The sequence below is a fragment of the Mycolicibacterium arenosum genome, assembly GCF_024320865.1.
Classification (GTDB): domain Bacteria; phylum Actinomycetota; class Actinomycetes; order Mycobacteriales; family Mycobacteriaceae; genus Mycobacterium; species Mycobacterium arenosum.
In genome coordinates this window covers 243,330-260,116 of record NZ_JANDBD010000008.1, presented here as the reverse complement: position 1 = coordinate 260,116, position 16,787 = coordinate 243,330, and the positions used below count along the sequence as shown (strand labels likewise).

The 16,787-nt window shown below is 69.7% G+C and carries 15 protein-coding genes; 6 read left to right on the top strand and 9 right to left on the bottom strand.

The features are described from left to right. Positions 1 to 70: 70 nt before the first annotated feature. On the top strand, positions 71 to 619 hold the full coding sequence (locus tag NM203_RS20350; protein WP_255062127.1) for a hypothetical protein: 549 nt from the start codon (positions 71 to 73) through the stop codon (positions 617 to 619). On the opposite strand, the gene NM203_RS20345 is transcribed toward NM203_RS20350, so the two are convergent. The 8 genes from NM203_RS20345 to NM203_RS20310 all read right to left on the bottom strand — a co-directional run bounded on the left by NM203_RS20345 (position 591) and on the right by NM203_RS20310 (position 8,908). Continuing rightward, positions 591 to 2,240: a patatin-like phospholipase family protein gene (locus NM203_RS20345; RefSeq protein WP_255062125.1), complete on the bottom strand. Its 1,650-nt coding sequence runs from the start codon at positions 2,238 to 2,240 to the stop codon at positions 591 to 593. The genes NM203_RS20350 and NM203_RS20345 overlap by 29 nt on opposite strands. Positions 2,241 to 2,245: 5 nt before the next feature. Next, positions 2,246 to 2,587 carry a hypothetical protein gene (locus tag NM203_RS20340; RefSeq protein ID WP_255062123.1) on the bottom strand — a complete coding sequence of 114 codons (342 nt, stop codon included), beginning with the start codon at positions 2,585 to 2,587 and terminating at the stop codon, positions 2,246 to 2,248. 87 nt (positions 2,588 to 2,674) lie between these two features. Further along, complete coding sequence (locus tag NM203_RS20335; RefSeq protein ID WP_255062121.1) at positions 2,675 to 4,309, bottom strand: monocarboxylic acid transporter; 1,635 nt, start codon at positions 4,307 to 4,309, stop codon at positions 2,675 to 2,677. Next, complete coding sequence (locus tag NM203_RS20330; RefSeq protein WP_255062293.1) at positions 4,306 to 4,623, bottom strand: DUF485 domain-containing protein; 318 nt, start codon at positions 4,621 to 4,623, stop codon at positions 4,306 to 4,308. The genes NM203_RS20335 and NM203_RS20330 overlap by 4 nt, the downstream gene beginning before the upstream one ends. Positions 4,624 to 4,800: 177 nt before the next feature. Next, the gene (locus NM203_RS20325; RefSeq protein WP_255062120.1) at positions 4,801 to 6,540 is read right to left on the bottom strand and encodes a sodium/solute symporter; all 1,740 of its coding nucleotides are present in this window, start codon (positions 6,538 to 6,540) and stop codon (positions 4,801 to 4,803) included. Continuing rightward, a complete protein-coding gene (locus NM203_RS20320) occupies positions 6,537 to 6,905 on the bottom strand; it encodes a hypothetical protein (protein WP_255062117.1) in 369 nt (122 codons plus the stop codon). The genes NM203_RS20325 and NM203_RS20320 overlap by 4 nt, the downstream gene beginning before the upstream one ends. Continuing rightward, positions 6,898 to 7,677 carry a LytR/AlgR family response regulator transcription factor gene (locus NM203_RS20315; RefSeq protein WP_255062116.1) on the bottom strand — a complete coding sequence of 260 codons (780 nt, stop codon included), beginning with the start codon at positions 7,675 to 7,677 and terminating at the stop codon, positions 6,898 to 6,900. Before NM203_RS20315 ends, NM203_RS20320 begins: the two co-directional genes overlap by 8 nt. A gap of 28 nt (positions 7,678 to 7,705) precedes the next feature. Further along, positions 7,706 to 8,908 (bottom strand): sensor histidine kinase, encoded by a 1,203-nt coding sequence (locus NM203_RS20310; RefSeq protein ID WP_255062115.1) that lies wholly within the window; start codon positions 8,906 to 8,908, stop codon positions 7,706 to 7,708. A 124-nt stretch (positions 8,909 to 9,032) separates the two neighbouring features. Between NM203_RS20310 and acs the strand changes: the two genes are divergently transcribed. Continuing rightward, positions 9,033 to 10,997: an acetate--CoA ligase gene (gene acs / locus NM203_RS20305; protein WP_255062111.1), complete on the top strand. Its 1,965-nt coding sequence runs from the start codon at positions 9,033 to 9,035 to the stop codon at positions 10,995 to 10,997. Here acs and NM203_RS20300 read toward each other — a convergent pair whose 3' ends face one another. After that, complete coding sequence (locus NM203_RS20300; protein ID WP_255062107.1) at positions 10,998 to 11,786, bottom strand: SDR family NAD(P)-dependent oxidoreductase; 789 nt, start codon at positions 11,784 to 11,786, stop codon at positions 10,998 to 11,000. A gap of 44 nt (positions 11,787 to 11,830) precedes the next feature. Here NM203_RS20300 and NM203_RS20295 point away from each other — a divergent pair, with 44 nt between their 5' ends. The 4 genes from NM203_RS20295 (at position 11,831) to NM203_RS20280 (ending at position 16,784) form a co-directional block, all read left to right on the top strand. After that, entirely contained in the window at positions 11,831 to 12,694 is an 864-nt protein-coding gene (locus NM203_RS20295) for an extracellular catalytic domain type 1 short-chain-length polyhydroxyalkanoate depolymerase (protein WP_255062106.1), read from the top strand. Between the two features lie 99 nt (positions 12,695 to 12,793). Continuing rightward, the gene (locus NM203_RS20290) at positions 12,794 to 13,636 is read left to right on the top strand and encodes an extracellular catalytic domain type 1 short-chain-length polyhydroxyalkanoate depolymerase (RefSeq protein ID WP_255062105.1); all 843 of its coding nucleotides are present in this window, start codon (positions 12,794 to 12,796) and stop codon (positions 13,634 to 13,636) included. An 83-nt stretch (positions 13,637 to 13,719) separates the two neighbouring features. Continuing rightward, on the top strand, positions 13,720 to 15,777 hold the full coding sequence (locus NM203_RS20285; RefSeq protein WP_255062104.1) for a TRAP transporter permease: 2,058 nt from the start codon (positions 13,720 to 13,722) through the stop codon (positions 15,775 to 15,777). Further along, on the top strand, positions 15,774 to 16,784 hold the full coding sequence (locus NM203_RS20280) for a TAXI family TRAP transporter solute-binding subunit (RefSeq protein ID WP_255062103.1): 1,011 nt from the start codon (positions 15,774 to 15,776) through the stop codon (positions 16,782 to 16,784). The genes NM203_RS20285 and NM203_RS20280 overlap by 4 nt, the downstream gene beginning before the upstream one ends. The last annotated feature ends 3 nt before the right edge of the window (positions 16,785 to 16,787 follow it).

Sequence of the window (16,787 nt, the reverse complement as noted above, 5' to 3'; positions counted from 1 at the left end):
TCTCGGTACGTCTTTCCGCCATAGCGTCCTAACCGAAGTACCAGCACACGGGGAATTCAGGGGTGGGGTCATGCGTCCAGTCAGCGAACGCCGGCAGTTCCGCGTCAAGGCCGTGGAATGGATGCGACGGTATCTGTGCAACGAGATCGCGGGGACGACGGTTGAAATGGTCGGCGCGACCGTCGCCTACCTCGTCACCGACTCGTTGGCCGCTGCAGCGATCGTCGCGTCGATCGGAGCGTCGGTCGGCTACTACGCCGCCGCCTACGTGGCCGCTGTGCGGCTGTCGTTCCGAGCGCAATGCGCCCGTCCGCGTGCGGAACGCCTGGCCGTCGCGAACCTGCTGGCGCTGCGCAGCGTGCTCGTCGAGTTCGGTCCCGCCGAACTGCTCGACAGCATCTTCGTGCGGCCGTTGGCCTTCTACCTCGGCCCGCAGATGTTCGGCAACGTGGCCGCGGGCTGGGTTTTCGGCAAGCTGGTGTCCGACCTCGCCTTCTACGCCGCGGCGATCTTCAGCTACGAGCGCTTCACCAGCCTGCTCGTCGTCGACCGCTCGGCGGCGTGCGACACGGAACCGGCGGAAGTCCCCGTCAGGTCAGCCGATTACGCAATCTCGTGAGCGGGTTCTTCGGCATCCGGATCGCGGCCAGCACCGCGCTCATCGGAGACGCCACCGACGTGACCCGCACCGGCTCCTCGGCGGGCGGGACCGGCGTCTCGCCCTCCCACCAGATCGGCTCCAGCAGCGCACTGGTGACCGGGATCGCGCGGTCCACGCTGCGGTGGCCCCAGCGGCAGGCCCGGTCGATCGCGCTGACCGACGGCGCGAGATTGACGGGCGACAGCGTCGGCTCGAAGCGCACCAGATGGTCGGCGTAGGGCGCGTTTCGGCGCATCTGCAGGCGGATCGCCTGGGTGATCGGCACCAGCCACAGGTGTCGCGGATCCCAGTGTGGATGGAAGCAGTCGAACGCGAGATAGCACGCGTTGCGCGTGCCCAGCCTGCCACCGCGGACCCGCTTCCACGCCAATTCGACCGGCACGTTGCTCGCCGCGCCACCGTCGACGAGCGCCGCGACCCCCCGGTCGTCGCACAACGCGTCGAGGATGCCGTGCATGTCGTCGTCGCTCGACTCATGGTGCAGCACACCGGGAATGGCCGATGAGAACGAGGCGGCGTCGACGATGTTGACGTCGCGCGTGAGGTCGTCGTCACCGATCACGATCGGCTTCACCACGCGGACGTCGATGAACGCCGCGACCTGCCACATCCGGCCCGCGACGCGCGGCCCCACCCCGATCGGCAGGAAGGGCAGCGATCGCAGCGCGGCCACTTCGGGGTGACGGAACCGGAACGGCAGCGCCGCATACGGTTGTCGGCGGACGCCGGCTACCACGGCGTCGAACGGAATCGCGCTGTCGCGCATGCGCATCGGCGCACCGTCCGCCCTGGTGAACAGCGCGCTGGCGAACTCGTTGAACCGCAGCGAGAACAGCCCCGCCAGCCCGTGCCTGCGACGCAGCCGCTCGGGCCCGAGGATCGCGCGATACGACACGGTCTTGGCCCAGGCGACGTACTCCTCGATCGGCACCGGCAGTGCACGGCTGACGACGCTGCCCATGATCGAGCCGAACGACGAGCCGATCATGTAGTCGGGCACGTGGCCGGACTCGAGCAGTCGCTGCATGCCGCCGATGTAGACGAAACCCGCGCCGCCGCCACCGCCGAGCACCGTGACGAGCTTCTTGTAGCCGACTTCGGCGTCGAGTTCGCGCGCCGAGAAGTCGGCGCCGTGACGCTCGATCAGCAGGGCGCGCCGCTCGTCCTGCTCCGCGTCGAGCGCCGCCAGCACGTCGCGGGCACCGGTCAGTGCGGTGACGGCATCACGCTCCTCGCGCAGCGGACCAACGAACCCGTCGACCACCCGATCCCGCCATGCCGACAACTCCGCGCCCACCGACACGTCGCCTCGCCCGCGGTGTCCGGCGGGGCCGGCCGCTCCCGGTTCGAAATCGTCGAGCCGCGCGAAGTTGAGCAGGTAGCGGACCTTGCGCAGTTGGTCGGAGCTGAGCACGTCGGGATGGGCGAGGTGGTGCCGGACGAGCCGGTTCTCCATGCGCTGCAACAGCAGAACCGGATTTGCCCGCACCGGATCCGCGGTGGTCGCGGGCAGCGCCGCGGCGTCTCCCGTTTCGTCGAGGCCGTCGAACTCCTCGAAGCGGGAGTCGCTGTCGGACACCCGGACTACGGACTGGAGTCGATGGTCACGCGCGGTGTCGGCTGCGGTCCCGCGGCCGCCTGGTCTTCGGCCAAGCCGATGCACGCACCGCTATCGCCGCCGGTGCACGGATCGCCGTCGATTTCGGAGATGTCTGGATTCGCCCCCGTCGACGTGAAGCCCTGCGGTGACGGCGAGTTGGGCACCAGGAGCGGCGTGCACGTGGTGGTGAAGGTGTCCATCTCCTCGCCGCTGCTGCAGTCGGCGAGTGCGCGCTCCGGGGTGGCCGCGACCATCGCGGCGGGCGCGCCGAACGCGGCGAGCGCGAGTGCCGCACCGATGACGAATCGCTTGGATGTGTGGGTCATTCGTCGGATTCTAAAGATCGGCGGCGCGAAACAGGCCAGGACGCGACGTCCTGGCCTGTTCCGGTTGCGCTCGGTTAACGCACTCGGTTAATGCGAGACGGCCTTCTCGGCGCCGACGCCGGTCAGCGCACGCACCTCGAACTCCGCGTTGACGACGTCGTCACCGCGATCCGACGACGACAGCGTGCCGACGATGCCGAGGATGAACGCAAGCGGGATCGACACGATGCCGGGGTTGGCCAGCGGGAACCAGGCGAAGTCCAGGCTCGGCAGCATCGCCGTCTTGCTGCCCGACACCGCGGGCGAGAAGACGATCAGCACGATGCACGAGATCAGCCCGCCGTACATGCTGAACAGCGCGCCGCGGGTGTTGAAGCGGCGCCAGTACAGCGAGTACACGATGGTCGGCAGGTTGGCCGACGCGGCGACGGCGAATGCCAGCGCCACCAGGAACGCGACGTTCTGGCCGTTGGCCAGGATGCCCAGGGCGATCGACACGACGCCCAGCACGACCGCGGTGATGCGGGAGATCCTCACCTGCTCGTCCTCCGTCACCTTGCCCGGCTTCAGCACGCTGGCGTAGATATCGTGCGCAAACGACGCCGACGCCGTGATCGTGAGGCCGGCGACCACAGCGAGGATGGTCGCGAACGCCACCGCCGAGATGATGCCGAGCAGCACCACGCCGCCGAGTTCGAAAGCCAGCAGCGGTGCCGCGGAGTTGACGCCACCGGCTGCCGCCAGGATCTTGTCCGGACCGACCAGTGCCGCGGCGCCGTAGCCGAGCACCAGCGTGAACAGGTAGAAGGCGCCGATCAGGGCGATCGCCCAGACCACCGACCGACGGGCCTCCTTGGCGGTGGGCACGGTGTAGAAGCGCATCAGCACGTGTGGCAGGCCCGCGGTGCCGAGCACCAGTGCGATGGCCAGCGAGATGAAGTTGATCTGCGACGTCAGCGAGCCACCGTACTGAGCGCCGGGCGCCAGCACGTCGCGCGCCGCAACCGCCTCGGTCGCCGATCCGGCGACGGCGGTCTGAGCCGCTCCGAGAATCTCCGAGAAGTTGAGCCCGAACTTGGCCAGCACCATGATCGTCATGACGCCGGCGCCGACGATCAGCAGGACCGCCTTGATGATCTGCACCCAGGTGGTGCCCTTCATGCCGCCGACGAGTACGTAGACGATCATCAGAACGCCGACCACGGCGATCACGATCGCCTGGCCACTCTTGCTGTTGATGTCGAGCAGCAGGGCGACGAGGCCGCCCGCGCCCGCCATCTGCGCCAGTAGGTAGAAGAGCGACACCGTCAGCGTCGAGGTGGCGGCGGCGACCCGGACGGGTCGCTGCTTGAGGCGGAAGCTCAGCACGTCGGCCATCGTGAATCGGCCTGTGTTACGGAGCAATTCGGCGACCAGCAGCAGCGCGACGAGCCACGCCACCAGGAAGCCGATGGAGTAGAGGAAGCCGTCGTAACCGTAGACGGCGATGGCTCCGGCGATGCCGAGGAAGCTCGCGGCGGACAGGTAGTCGCCCGCGATCGCGATGCCGTTCTGCGGTCCGGAGAAGCCGCGGCCGCCGGTGAAGAACTCGTCGGCGGTGGCGTTCTTCTTACTGGCCCGGATCACCACCACCATCGTGACGATGACGAATGCCGCGAAGATGCCGATGTTGGCCAGCGGGTTGCCCACGGTTTCGCTGGCCGCCAGCAGTGTGCCCGTCATCGGTTCGCCCCTTCCAGCTCGTTGCGGATCGCCGCGGCGCGGGGGTCGAGTTCACGGTTGGCGAACCGCACGTACAGGCCGGTGATGACGAACGTGGTCAGGAACTGACCGAGGCCGATCAGCAGTCCGACGTTGACGTTGCCGAATACCGGAGTGGCCATGAAGTCGTGCGCGAACGCGCCCAGGGCGACGTAGATGCCGTACCAGACCAGGAAGAACGCCGTCATGGGGAACACGAACTTGCGCAGTCTGGTGCGCAGTTCCTGGAACTCGGGGCTCTGTTGGGTTTCGATGAACGGCTGCCCGTACGCCATCGAGGGCGCGGTAAGCGGTGGTGGTTCTGTCTTGGACACAGGGCTCCTACCTTGACTGTGACCCGGCTCAAGCCGGCGGCTACCTGAGACCCTGCTCACAATCGGCGACGGTGTCGACGGGCACACGGTCAAGGCGTCGAGGCGTGCGGTGAACGGTCGATCGACGACGACGAGCGGTCAGGCCTCGGCCACCGGGTTGTCCCGCACTCGCTCGTCGGTCGGCACCCGTTCGATGCTCATCCCCAGCCGTTCGGGCAGGTGCATGCGCGCGAAGATGCGCGCGGTGTCAGCCGATGCCGTGGTGAACCTGCTGACCACCACCATCGTGACGAACGCCAGCGGCACGCTCACCGCGGCGGGATATCCGGTGAGCACGCCGAGCCACCCGCCCAGCGCGTGCTCGTCGACTCCGCCCGCGAGGGTGAGCGCCGCGGCGGTGCCGGACGCCAGCCCTCCGGTCAGCAGGCCGCTCATCGCCCCGGCGACCGTGAGCCCGCGCCACCAGATCCCCAGCACCAGAAGCGGGCACAGTGTCGACGCGGCGACCGCGAACACCAGGCCGACGTTGCGGGACAGCTCCAGCGTCGAGGCCGCCATCGCCAGCGGCAGGGGCAACAGCCCACCGAGCACCGCGGCGATCCGGAAGTCTCGGACCCGACCGCGCAGCACGTCGGTCGCCAGCGCGCCCGCGATGCTGACGAGCAGGCCGGACGACGTGGCCAGGAACGCGGCGATCGCCCCGGCCGCGGCCAGCGCGGCGAGCAGCTGACCGAACGAGCCGGCGAACGCCGCCTGCGGCATGAGCACGACGGCCGCGTCAGCGGTGTCGGTGATCAGCAGCTGCGGCACGTACAACCGGGCGAAAACGCCCATCAGCGTGGGGAACGCGTAGAACAGCGTCAGCAGCGCGATCACCGCCAGCGCCGTGCGCCGGGCGGCTCGCCCGTCGGGATTCGTGTAGAAGCGCACCATCACGTGTGGGAGGCCCATCGTGCCGAGGAACGTCGCCACGATGATCGACAGCACCTGGAACAGCGGATGGGCGCCGCCGAGTCCGCCGCCGGAGCCGACCCACTCCTCGCCGGTGCTCGGCGCGCCCGCCACGACGGGGGTGAGCGAACCGGCCTCGAGCACCAGCGTCGTGCCGGCACTCAGCTGGTACTCGCCCGGAGCAGGCACTGCGACCCCGTTCATCGACACGCCCGCCGGCGAGTCGATCTGCACCAGCACCGGCGTTTCGATCGCGACGGTGGTGCGTTCGGCGATCGTCGGCGGCAGCGGTTCGGTGAGCGGTGCGGGGTTGCTCGCGAACAACGCCAGCAGTGCCAGCGCGGGAACGGCGATGGCCGTGAGCTTGAGCCAGTACTGGAACGCCTGCACGAAGGTGATGGAGCGCATCCCACCGCCGACGACGTTGGCGATGACGATGACCGCGACGGCGACCGGGCCGACCCAGAACGGCAGACCGAGAAGGATTTTCAGCGTCAGACCGGCACCCTGGTACTGAGGCACGAGGTACAGCACGCAGATCACGACGACGAAGACCATCGTGAGGGTCCGCAGGCGTCGCGAGCCCAGCCGGAACTCGGTGAAATCGGGCACGGTGTACGCACCGGAGCGGCGCAGCGGGGCGGCGACGAACAGCAGCAGGCCGAGGTAACCCGCGGTGAAACCGATGGGGTACCACAGCGCGTCGGCGCCGTACTTGGCGACCAGGCCGGCGACACCGAGAAACGATGCCGCGGAAAGGTATTCACCCGATATCGCCGCGGCGTTCCAGCGTGGGCCGACGGTTCGCGACGCCACCAGGAAGTCGGAGGTGGTCCGCGACAACCGTCCGCCGTACACCCCGACGGCGACCGTCGCGAACGCGGCGGCCATCAACGCGAGCGCGGTGAGGGCCTCGGAGCCGGTCACGGTTCCTCGTCGACCACGCGCACGAAGTCCTTCTCGCTCTGTTCGGCCAGCCGCACGAACAGCCAGCCGACGCCGTACAGCAACGGGCACAGCAGCGCGAGCACCAGCCAGTTCAATCGGATGCCGAACACCGACGTCGTGACGAGGACCGGGAACACGATGCCGCTCAACGGGATCGCGACGACGACGACCATCACCACCGCCGCGAGCCGCAGCGCCAGGCCGAGCTGCGCCCGCACCAGCCCCCGGACCAGGGCGTCGCCGACCGCGGTCTGCTCCTGAACCTCGACCCGCGTGCGCACCACGCGAGCGCCGCGGCGGTCCGCCAGCACCACGCGCTGGCGGCCGGGCTTCGGACTACTCATCGCCGCGCGCCGAGCGGTACTCGCGCATCGGGTCGCGCACCAGCCGGTCGCGCAGTTCCCGGACCTGTCTGCGGCTGACCGGCAGTTCGACGGCGGGGGAGTTGCCGTTGGTGGCCAGGCGCACGGTGACGGCGCCGTTCGAGGTGCGCATGCCCGTCACCATTCGCAACGCCACCAGGTAGGACCGGTGTACCCGTTGGAAACCCGCATCGGCCCAACGGGTTTCCAGGGTGGTGAGCGGTATGCGCACCAGATAGCTGCCCGTCGACGCGTGCAGGCGGGCGTAGTCGCCCTCGGCTTCGACCCAGCCGATCGAGTTCCGGTGGATCAGGTGGGTGACGCCGCCCACCTCGGCGGGCACGACGTCGGGCGCGTGGTCGTCGGCCGTCGGTGCGGGCTCGGGTGTCCGCGCCGCGGCGACCCGGCGCACCGCCTCGTCCAGTCGGTCCCGGCGGATCGGCTTGAGCAGATAGTCCACGGCGCCGACGTCGAACGCCGCCACCGCCTTGTCGTCGTGTGCGGTGACGAAGACGACCGTCGGCGGATCGGCGAAGTTGGCGAGCACCGCGGCGAGTTCTAGGCCGGACAGGCCCGGCATGTTGATGTCGAGGAAGACCGCGTCGACCTGGTCCTCGTGCAGCCGGCGCAACGCCGCGGTGGCATCCGGGGCGCTGCGCACGCGGCCGATCGCGGGGTGTTGCTCGAGAAGGTAGACCAGTTCATCCAGCGCGGGCGCCTCGTCGTCGACCGCGAGCACCGTGAGCGTGGTCATGCGCGATCCGCTCCGCTTCTCGCCGGCCTCAACTCAACCCACCTCCGTCGGCGCGGACGCCGTCGCGGAACTTCGGCACCCGCATGACGACCTTGGTGCCGGCGCCGATCGCCGTCTCGACCACCAGACCGTAGTCGTTGCCGAAGGCCGCACGCAGCCGATGATCGACATTCGTGAGCCCGACGTGGGCGGACCGTGACGTGCCGTCCTCCGCAAGGGCGTCGGCGTGGCCCGAGCGCAGCGTGTCGGGGTCCATGCCGATTCCGTCGTCCTCGACGGTGATGACGCAGTCCGCTCCTTCGTCGCGCGCGATGATCTCGACCGATCCGCCGCCCCGGCCCGCCAGGCCGTGCCGCACGGCGTTCTCGACGAGCGGTTGCAGCGCCAGGAACGGCACTACGACGGGCAGCACCTCGGGCGCCACGTGCAGCTTCACCTGCAGCGCGGTGCCGAACCGGGCCCGCTCCAGGCCGAGGTAGCGGTCGATGTTGTGCAGTTCCTCGGACAGCGTGGTGAACTGGCCCGCGGCGCGGAACGAGTAGCGGGTGAAGTCCGCGAAGTCGAGCACCAGATCGCGGGCGCGGTCCGGGTCGGTGCGGACGAACGAGGCGATGGTGTTCAGGGCGTTGTAGATGAAGTGCGGGCTGATCTGCGCCCGAAGCGCGAGCACCTCGGCACGGTCGAGGCGCGCGCGCGAGGCGTCGAGTTCGGCGAGTTCGATCTGGCTCGCCGCGTAGCGGGCGACTTCGCCGACGGCGCCGAGCATGCCGGGTCCCGGCGTCCGCGTCGTCACCACGGCCAGCACGCCGATGACCCCGGAGTCGTCCGCGAGCAGCGGCTGAGCGATCACCGTCGGTTGCCCGCCGGACATCACCCGGCGCTGTCCCGACACCGAATCGGCGGCAGCGCGTTCGCATTCGGCGCTGAGGGCGTCGGACCAGACGGTGCCGTCGTCGGGTTCGACGGTCAGCAGCCCGCCGTCGGCGTCGAACAGTGCGACGCCCTCCGCACCGGTGAGCGCGCGCAGGGGCGGCGCGGCGGCGCGCGCGGACTCCGCGTCCAGCCCGCGACGCAGCGCCCGCGCGGCGAGCGACGCGGTGTGCAGCGCCTCGTGCACGGCGCGTTCGGTCGGGGTGGCGACCACCCGGCGGGTGCGGACCAGATAGGCCGCCGCCGCCAACCCCGCGACGCCGAGGACCGCGAGGAGAACCGTCACTACCGCGCCGGACATCTCACCTCGCCAAGCCGACCGCTGGGCCGGTCTGATCGACCGGTCGGCGCGGCGTTCGCACCGCTCGCAGACTGGTGTGACGCACGCCTGGTCAGGGCCCATTCAGTGACTACGCTCACACCGCATGACTCAGACATACAGCGAGCCAAGGGCGTCGTACGCCCCCTCAGACGACTTCGCGGCGCAGGCCAACGGCACCGTCGAACTGTACCGGCAGGCGGAGGACGATCGGCTCGAATTCTGGTCGCAGCAGGCCGACCGGCTGGCGTGGGCCACTCCGTTCACCGAGGTGCTCGACTGGTCGAACGCCCCGTTCGCGAAGTGGTTCGTGGGCGGGCGCCTCAATGTGGCTTACAACTGCGTCGACCGCCACGTCGAGGCGGGGAACGGTGACCGGGTTGCCATCCACTGGGTCGGCGAACCCGTCGACGACGCCCGCTCGATCACCTACGCCGAACTTCAGGACGAGGTGTGCAGGGCGGCCAACGCGCTCACCGATCTCGGTGTCGTCGCAGGCGATCGCGTGGCGATCTACATGCCGATGGTGCCCGAGGCGATCGTCGCGATGCTCGCGTGTGCGCGTCTCGGGGCCATGCACTCGGTGGTGTTCGCGGGCTTCTCCGCCAGCGCGCTCAGGGCCCGGATCGAGGACGCGCAGACGAAGGTCGTCGTGACCACGGACGGGCAGTACCGCCGCGGACAGGCCGTGCCGTTGAAACCGGCCGTGGACGACGCGGTCGCGGGACTGGGGGAGACCAATCCCGTTGAACACGTTCTGGTCGTGCGCCGCACCGGGATCGACACGCCGTGGACCGAGGGGCGCGACCTGTGGTGGGACGAGGTGGTGGACTCGGCGTCGACCGAGCACACGCCCGACGCGTTCGACGCCGAGCAACCGCTGTTCCTGCTCTACACCTCGGGGACGACGGGCAAGCCGAAGGGCATCGTGCACACCTCGGGTGGCTACCTGACTCAGGCGTCGTACACGCACCACTACGTCTTCGATCTCAAACCGGAGCGCGACGTGTACTGGTGCACAGCCGATATCGGCTGGGTCACCGGACACAGCTACATCGTCTACGGGCCGCTGTCGAACGGCGCCACGCAGGTGGTGTACGAGGGCACGCCCGCGTCGCCGGACGAGCACCGGCACTTCCAGATCATCGAGAAGTACGGTGTCACAATCTATTACACCGCGCCGACGCTGGTCCGGACGTTCATGAAGTGGGGCCGCGAGATCGCCTTCGCACACGACCTGTCCAGCCTCCGACTGCTCGGCTCCGTCGGCGAGCCCATCAACCCGGAGGCGTGGCGCTGGTACCGACTGGTGTTCGGCGGTGACGCCACCCCGATCGTCGACACGTGGTGGCAGACCGAGACCGGTGCGGCGATGATCGCTCCGCTTCCCGGCGTCACCGCGTGCAAGCCGGGCTCGGCGATGGGCGCGCTACCGGGCATCTCGGCCAAGATCGTCGACGACGACGGCAACCAGCTCGAGCCGGGCACCGAACACGGCGAGCAGCCCAGCGGCTATCTGGTGCTGGACAAGCCGTGGCCCGCGATGCTGCGCGGGATCTGGGGCGACCCGGAGCGTTTCAAGGAGACCTACTGGTCGCGGTTCGCCGAGCAGGGGTGGTACTTCGCGGGTGACGGCGCCCGCTACGGCCACGACGGTGAGATCTGGGTGCTGGGCCGCATCGACGACGTGATGAACGTGTCGGGACATCGCATTTCGACGGCCGAGGTGGAGTCGGCGCTCGTCGGCCACGCCGGGGTGGCGGAGGCGGCCGTCGTCGGCGCGTCCGATGAGAGCACCGGTCAGGCGATCTGCGCCTTCGTCATTCTGAAGGCGCATCACACCGACCTGTCGCACGAGCAGATGGTCGAAGAGCTGCGCGCCGAGGTCGCCAAGGAGATCTCCCCGATCGCCAAGCCGCGCGAGATCCACGTCGTGCCCGAACTGCCGAAGACGCGCAGCGGCAAGATCATGCGCCGGCTGCTCCGCGACGTCGCCGAGGGCCGCGAACTCGGCGACACCTCGACGCTGATGGATCCCGGTGTCTTCGAGGCGATCCGCGCGGCGCGGTAGCTACTGCTCGCCGAGGCCCATCAACTCGGTGACACCGTGGTCGCGCCCCGCGGTGTAACCACCGTCCACGGCGATGGCCTGACCGCTGACGAAGCTGGCGTCCCTGGAGAGCAGGAACGTCGCGACGGCGGCGACCTCCTCGGCTCGGCCGAAGCGGCGCAGCTTGTGCTCGTGTCGCAGGCCTTCGCGCGCACCCTCCATGCCGGGGATCCCGACCACCGACTCGAACAGCGGCGTCTCGATGAAGCCGGGGCAGATCGCGTTGGCGCGAATTCCACTGGGCCCGTAGTCGATCGCGGTGTTCTTAGTGAGCAGGACGACCCCGCCCTTCGAGGCGTTGTAGGAACTGCCGCCGGCGGTGCCCTCGAGGCCCTCGATGCTGGAGAGGTTCACGATGGAGCCGCGTTCACCGTCGACGCGGTCCTGCTTCATCATCTGGTTGAGCGCCGCGCGGGTGACCCTGAACGTGCCCGTCAGATTGACGCCGATGACGCGATCCCACTCCTCGTCGGGGACCAGGTGCACGGGTCCGCCGCCCGCCACCCCGGCGGAGTGCACGACGCCGTCGAGTCGGCCCGCCACATCGACGACGGCGTCGACGGCGGCGCCCACCGCGCCGGAGTCCGTGACATCGGCGCGCAGGTACGCGCTCAACCCGTCGGGCGGGTCCTGCGCCACATCGACACCTACCACGGTGGCGCCCTCGGCGAGCAGTCGCTCGACCGTCGCCCGGCCGATGCCCGATGCCGCGCCCGTCACCAGTACGCCCTTGCCCGCGATGCCGTTCATCCGGTCATCATGGCGCAGATCGCCTGGCGTCATCCGGCGTTCGCATGCGCCCGGATACTGGCCGAGTGCCTGTGATCCGCGGCTTCGCCGCCAGCGTCGTCGTCGTCGTGCTGGCGCTCGTCGGCTCGGTGTCCGCGTCCGCGCTGCCGGGCGGTGACGCACCCGGCCGGCTGGCGTTCGGCGGTGAGCAGCGCACGTATCTGGTTCACGTCCCGCCGGGACCGCCCACCGGGCTGGTGCTGAACCTGCACGGCGCGGGTATGAACGGCGCTGCGCAGATGGCGGCCACCGGTTACGACGCCGTCGCCGATCAGCACGGCTTCGTGGTCGCCTACCCCGACGGCATCGATTTCAGCTGGGCCGACGGCCGCGGCGCCTCGGTACCCGACCAGCGGGGTGTGGACGACGTGGGCTACCTCGTCGCCCTCGTCGACCAACTCACCGCGCAGTACGGCATTCCGCGCGGCCGGGTGTTCGCCACCGGCATGTCGGCGGGCGCGTTCATGGCCACCCGGCTGGGCTGCCAGCGCGCCGACGTGTTCGCCGCGATCGCACCGGTGGCGGGGACGCTGGCCAGTGGCTATCCGTGTTCTCCAGCGCAGCCGGTGTCGGTCCTCCAAACGCACGGCAGCGTGGATCCCGTGGTGCCGTTCACCGGCGGCCCGATGGTCGGACGCGGCGGCTCGAGTGATGTCGTCGCCGCTCCCGCCATGGCGCAGCGCTGGCGGACCGTCGACGGTTGCCCGCCGCCGGTCACGCAGCAGGGGCCGGGCGTGCTGCGCTACACCGCCGCCGGTTGCGCGGAGGGCACCGAGGTGACATTCGTTCAGATCGACGGCGGCGGGCACGTGTGGCCGGGTGACGCGTCGCAGGCCATCGGGCGGTTCTTCGCAGCGCACGGCAGGTGACGATCGATTCGCCGGAGTAAACCTCGACGAGACCCGGCAAGGCTCGGCATACTGGCCCACGTGTTTGCAGGCGGTGCGGTTCGAGGGGTCGCGGGTGCGGTGGCTCGGCGTTGGGCTGCAGTCGCCGCGGTGGCGGCGGTCCTGCTCACGGTGTCGGCGTTACGCGCGCCGAGTGCGTCCGCGTTTCCGGGCGCACTCGATTTCGGCGGTATGCAGCGAACGTATCTGGTGCACGTGCCCGCGGGTGTCGACCGCCCGTCGGGCCTGGTGCTCAACCTGCACGGCGGCGGCCAGAACGGCGGGCAGCAGATGGCGTTGAGCAATTACAACGTCGCCGCCGACCGGCAGGGTTTCCTCGTCGCCTACCCCGACGGCATCGACATGAGTTGGGCCGATGGCCGCGGCGCGTCGGTGCCCGACCGGACCGGGGTCGACGACGTCGGGTTCCTCGTCGCGCTGGCCGGTCAACTGGCCGATCAGTACGGCATCGACCGCGCCAACGTGTTCGCCACCGGGATGTCGGCGGGCGGTTTCATGACCACGCGACTGGGCTGCGAGCGCCCCGACGTCTTCGCCGCCATCGCGCCGATGGCCGCGACGTACACCAGCGCCTTCCCGTGCACACCGTCACAGCCGGTGTCGGTGATCGGGGCGCACGGCAACGCCGATCCGGTGGTGCCGTTCAACGGTGGCCCGATGATCGGGCGCGGCGGTCCGAGTGAGATCGTCCCGGCGCCGGTGATGGCGCAACGCTGGTTCGATGTCAACGGGTGCCCACCGCCCGTCGTCGAGCCTGGACCGGGGGTGCTGATCCGCACCGCCACCGGTTGCGCGGACGGCGCCGAGGTCGAGTTCGTCCAGATCGAGGGCGGCGATCACCGCTGGCCCACCGGGGTGTTCGACGCGTCGCAGGCGGGCGCGCAGTTCTTCGCCGAGCACTAGCCTCGCGCTGAAACCCGTTCGGCGAGAGCGTAAGTTCCCAATACACAGCGGACGCCCAGGCGGCGGCTTAACGTTGCGGCCATATGAACCGCAGCTCGTCGACGGAGCCCGGCGACCCGCAGACGGTGGTCGTCGCCGACACACCCGCAGCGCCCGACGACCCGGACCGGGACGCCGCGCTCGCCGCGCAGGTCGACGATCAGGAGCGGCCGGGACGTCCGCTCACGGGCTGGCCGAACCGGGTGGTCGCGGTCGTGGCGTTCGCCGTCGCCCTGCTGACCATCTGGCAGGTGTTCCGCCCGCTGGCGCAGGGCAGCCAGTTCTACCTGATCGTGTTCCTCGCCGGGTCGCTTCCGCTGGTGTTCCTGGTCTACCGGTCGGGCTGGGGTCGACTCGACCCGGATGACCGACCGGGTCCCGTGGACTGGGCGCTGGCCGTGGTCACGCTGCTGGTCTGCCTGTATCCGATCCTGCCGGTGCCGATCGGCTCCGCGGGCGGCGGCTACAACGCGTTCCTCGATCGGCAGGGCCTGCTCGATCCGGTGGACGTCGCGATGGGTGCGCTGCTCCTGGTGCTGATCCTGGAGGCGTGCAGGCGCACCACCGGTTGGGCGCTGCCCATCGTGTGCGGGGTGTTCCTGGCCTACGGCTACTACGGGGGCCTGCTGCCGCAGGGGTGGACGATCGCGCACGCGGGCTTGAACTTCGACCAGATCGTCGACGCCCTGTACAACTCGGGCAGCGGGTTCTTCGGCACGCCGCTCGACGTCGCGGCCACCTACATCGTGCTGTTCACGATCTACGGCGCCGTCCTCGAACTGTCCGGTGGGGCACGGTTCTTCGTCGAGCTGTCGGTGGCCGCGTTCCGGCGGTCGCGCAGCGCGGCGGGCCGTACCGCGGTGGCGTCGGGCTTTCTGCTGGGCACCGTGTCGGGGTCCGGGACGGCGACGGCCGTCAGCGTCGGCGCGGTGACCTGGCCGATCATGCGCAGGGCCGGCTACACACCGGAACGGGCGGGCGGTGTACTCGCGGCTGCGGGTGTCGGCGCGCTGCTGTCGCCGCCGACGCTCGGCGCCGCGGCCTTCATCGTCGCGGAGTACCTCGAGGTCTCGTACCTGACGGTGCTCGGCTGGGCGATGATCCCGACGGTGCTGTACTACCTCGGCATCCTGCTCGCCGTCGAGATCGACGCCAGGCGATACGGCATGACCCCGGCCCGGCTCGAGTCGGAGTCGGCGTGGAAACTGCTGGGCCGCTTCGGGTATCACTTCTCGTCGCTGATCGCGATCGTGGTCCTGCTGGCGATGGGGATGTCCGCTACGCGGGCGGTGGTGTACGCGACGGTGCTGGCCTTCGCGCTGTCGTTCCTCGACCGGCGCTACCGGTTCACGCCGCAGCGGCTGTTCGAGGCGCTCAGTGCCGGCGTGCGCGGGGTGCTGCCGGTCGTCGCGGTCTGCGCCGCCGCCGGTGTGATCACCGCGACGACGACGAAAACCGGTTTGGGAGCGCAGTTCTCGTCGCTGCTGGTCGGGGGAGTCGACGCGATCACCGACAACCGCACCGCAATGCTGGCGCTGACCGCCGTGTTCGCCGCCGTGGCCCTGGCGCTGCTGGGTCTCGCGATCCCGGTGACGGCGTCGTTCGTCATCGGCTGGGTGATCATCGGACCCGCGCTGCTTGCGCTCGACGTGCCCGCCCCCGCCGCGGCGATGTTCGTCTTCTACTACTCGGTGCTCTCCGAGGTGACGCCGCCCACCGCGCTGGCCGCGGTTGGCGCGTCCGCCGTCACCGGCGGCAGGGCCATCCCGACGATGTGGCACGCGCTGCGATACGCGGCGCCGGCGTTCCTCGTTCCGATCGCGTTCGTGCTGACCGCACCGGGTGAGTACCTGTTGGCGCGGGGGCCGGTACTGGGGGTGATCTGGGTTGCCGCCGTCGCGTGCCTGGGCATCGTCGCGCTGTCGTTCGCCGCGGGCGGTTGGGTGCTGGGCGTCGGGGAGGCCCGCCTCGTTCCCCGCGTCCTCACCGGCGCTGCGGCGCTGCTGCTGCTGTTCCTTAATCCCGCCACCATCGTGGCGGGTTCGGCGTGTCTGCTCGCCGCGGTCGCGCTGACGTTCATCGACAAGAGGAGACGAACATGAGACGAGTAATGACGGTGGTCGCGGCAGTGGTGCTCACCGGGACCGCCGCGACCGGGTGCGGTGGCAGGCAGGACGCGCCGACGGCGGACTCGGGCGGCGAGCTCACGTGCGAACTCGCGGGCGAGACTCGCGTCAGCATTGCGACCGGTAACGCGACGGGGGTGTACTTCTCACTGGGAAACGCTTACGCCGAACAGGTTTCGACGTCGACGGACGGGAAGGTGAAGGCCTCGGCCGCGGAAACCGGGGCCTCGGTGCAGAACATCCAGCAGTTGGTCGCCGGAACCTACGAGGTGGCGTTCTCGCTGGCGGATACCGCTGCCGACGCGGTCGAGGGTAAGGCCGCGTTCGATGGCGAGAAGCAACCGGTGCAGGCGCTCTCGCGCATCTACCCGAACTACACGCAGGTGATCGCGCGCAAGAGTGCGGGCATCACCACGGTCGCCGACATGCGCGGCAAGCGGGTGTCAACGGGGTCGCCGGGGTCGGGGACCGAGGTGATCGCCAACCGCATCCTGGAATCCGCCGGACTGAACCCGGCCTCCGACGTCTCCGCGCAGCGCTTGGACCTCACCAAGACGGTGGACGGGATGAAGGACGGGTCGATCGACGCGCTGTTCTGGTCGGGTGGACTGCCGACCCCCGGCATCACCGACCTGCTCACCACCTCGCGCAACGACGTCGACTTCGTCGACATCACACCGGAGTTCGCGAAGATGGCCGAGATCAGCCCCGCCTACGAGGAGGGCGTCATCCCGGCGGCGACCTACGGTCTGGCCGCCGACGTGAAGACCATCGTGGTGCCCAACGTGCTGCTGGTGCGCGACACCGTCGACGCGAATCTCGCCTGCGTCCTGACCAAGACGCTGTTCGACCGGCTGCCGCAACTCCAGCAGGTGGTGGGAGCGGCGAAGGGGATCACGCTCGAGGATGCGCGCAACACGGACCCGGTGCCGCTGAATCGCGGTGCGGAGCGCGCCCTCGACGATCTCGGCGCGCCGAAGTAGTGC

What these genes read in the sequence shown, in the direction of transcription:
- NM203_RS20310 (WP_255062115.1), bottom strand. Translation starts at nt 8,908, where the DNA reads ATGTCCGGCGCGGTAGTGACGGTTCTCCTCGCGGTCCTCGGCGTCGCG.
- acs (WP_255062111.1), top strand. Translation starts at nt 9,033, where the DNA reads ATGACTCAGACATACAGCGAGCCAAGGGCGTCGTACGCCCCCTCAGAC.
- NM203_RS20315 (WP_255062116.1), bottom strand. Translation starts at nt 7,677, where the DNA reads ATGACCACGCTCACGGTGCTCGCGGTCGACGACGAGGCGCCCGCGCTG.
- NM203_RS20285 (WP_255062104.1), top strand. Translation starts at nt 13,720, where the DNA reads ATGAACCGCAGCTCGTCGACGGAGCCCGGCGACCCGCAGACGGTGGTC.
- NM203_RS20330 (WP_255062293.1), bottom strand. Translation starts at nt 4,623, where the DNA reads ATGGCGTACGGGCAGCCGTTCATCGAAACCCAACAGAGCCCCGAGTTC.
- NM203_RS20295 (WP_255062106.1), top strand. Translation starts at nt 11,831, where the DNA reads ATGCGCCCGGATACTGGCCGAGTGCCTGTGATCCGCGGCTTCGCCGCC.
- NM203_RS20340 (WP_255062123.1), bottom strand. Translation starts at nt 2,587, where the DNA reads ATGACCCACACATCCAAGCGATTCGTCATCGGTGCGGCACTCGCGCTC.
- NM203_RS20335 (WP_255062121.1), bottom strand. Translation starts at nt 4,309, where the DNA reads ATGACGGGCACACTGCTGGCGGCCAGCGAAACCGTGGGCAACCCGCTG.
- NM203_RS20280 (WP_255062103.1), top strand. Translation starts at nt 15,774, where the DNA reads ATGAGACGAGTAATGACGGTGGTCGCGGCAGTGGTGCTCACCGGGACC.
- NM203_RS20300 (WP_255062107.1), bottom strand. Translation starts at nt 11,786, where the DNA reads ATGAACGGCATCGCGGGCAAGGGCGTACTGGTGACGGGCGCGGCATCG.
- NM203_RS20320 (WP_255062117.1), bottom strand. Translation starts at nt 6,905, where the DNA reads ATGAGTAGTCCGAAGCCCGGCCGCCAGCGCGTGGTGCTGGCGGACCGC.
- NM203_RS20350 (WP_255062127.1), top strand. Translation starts at nt 71, where the DNA reads ATGCGTCCAGTCAGCGAACGCCGGCAGTTCCGCGTCAAGGCCGTGGAA.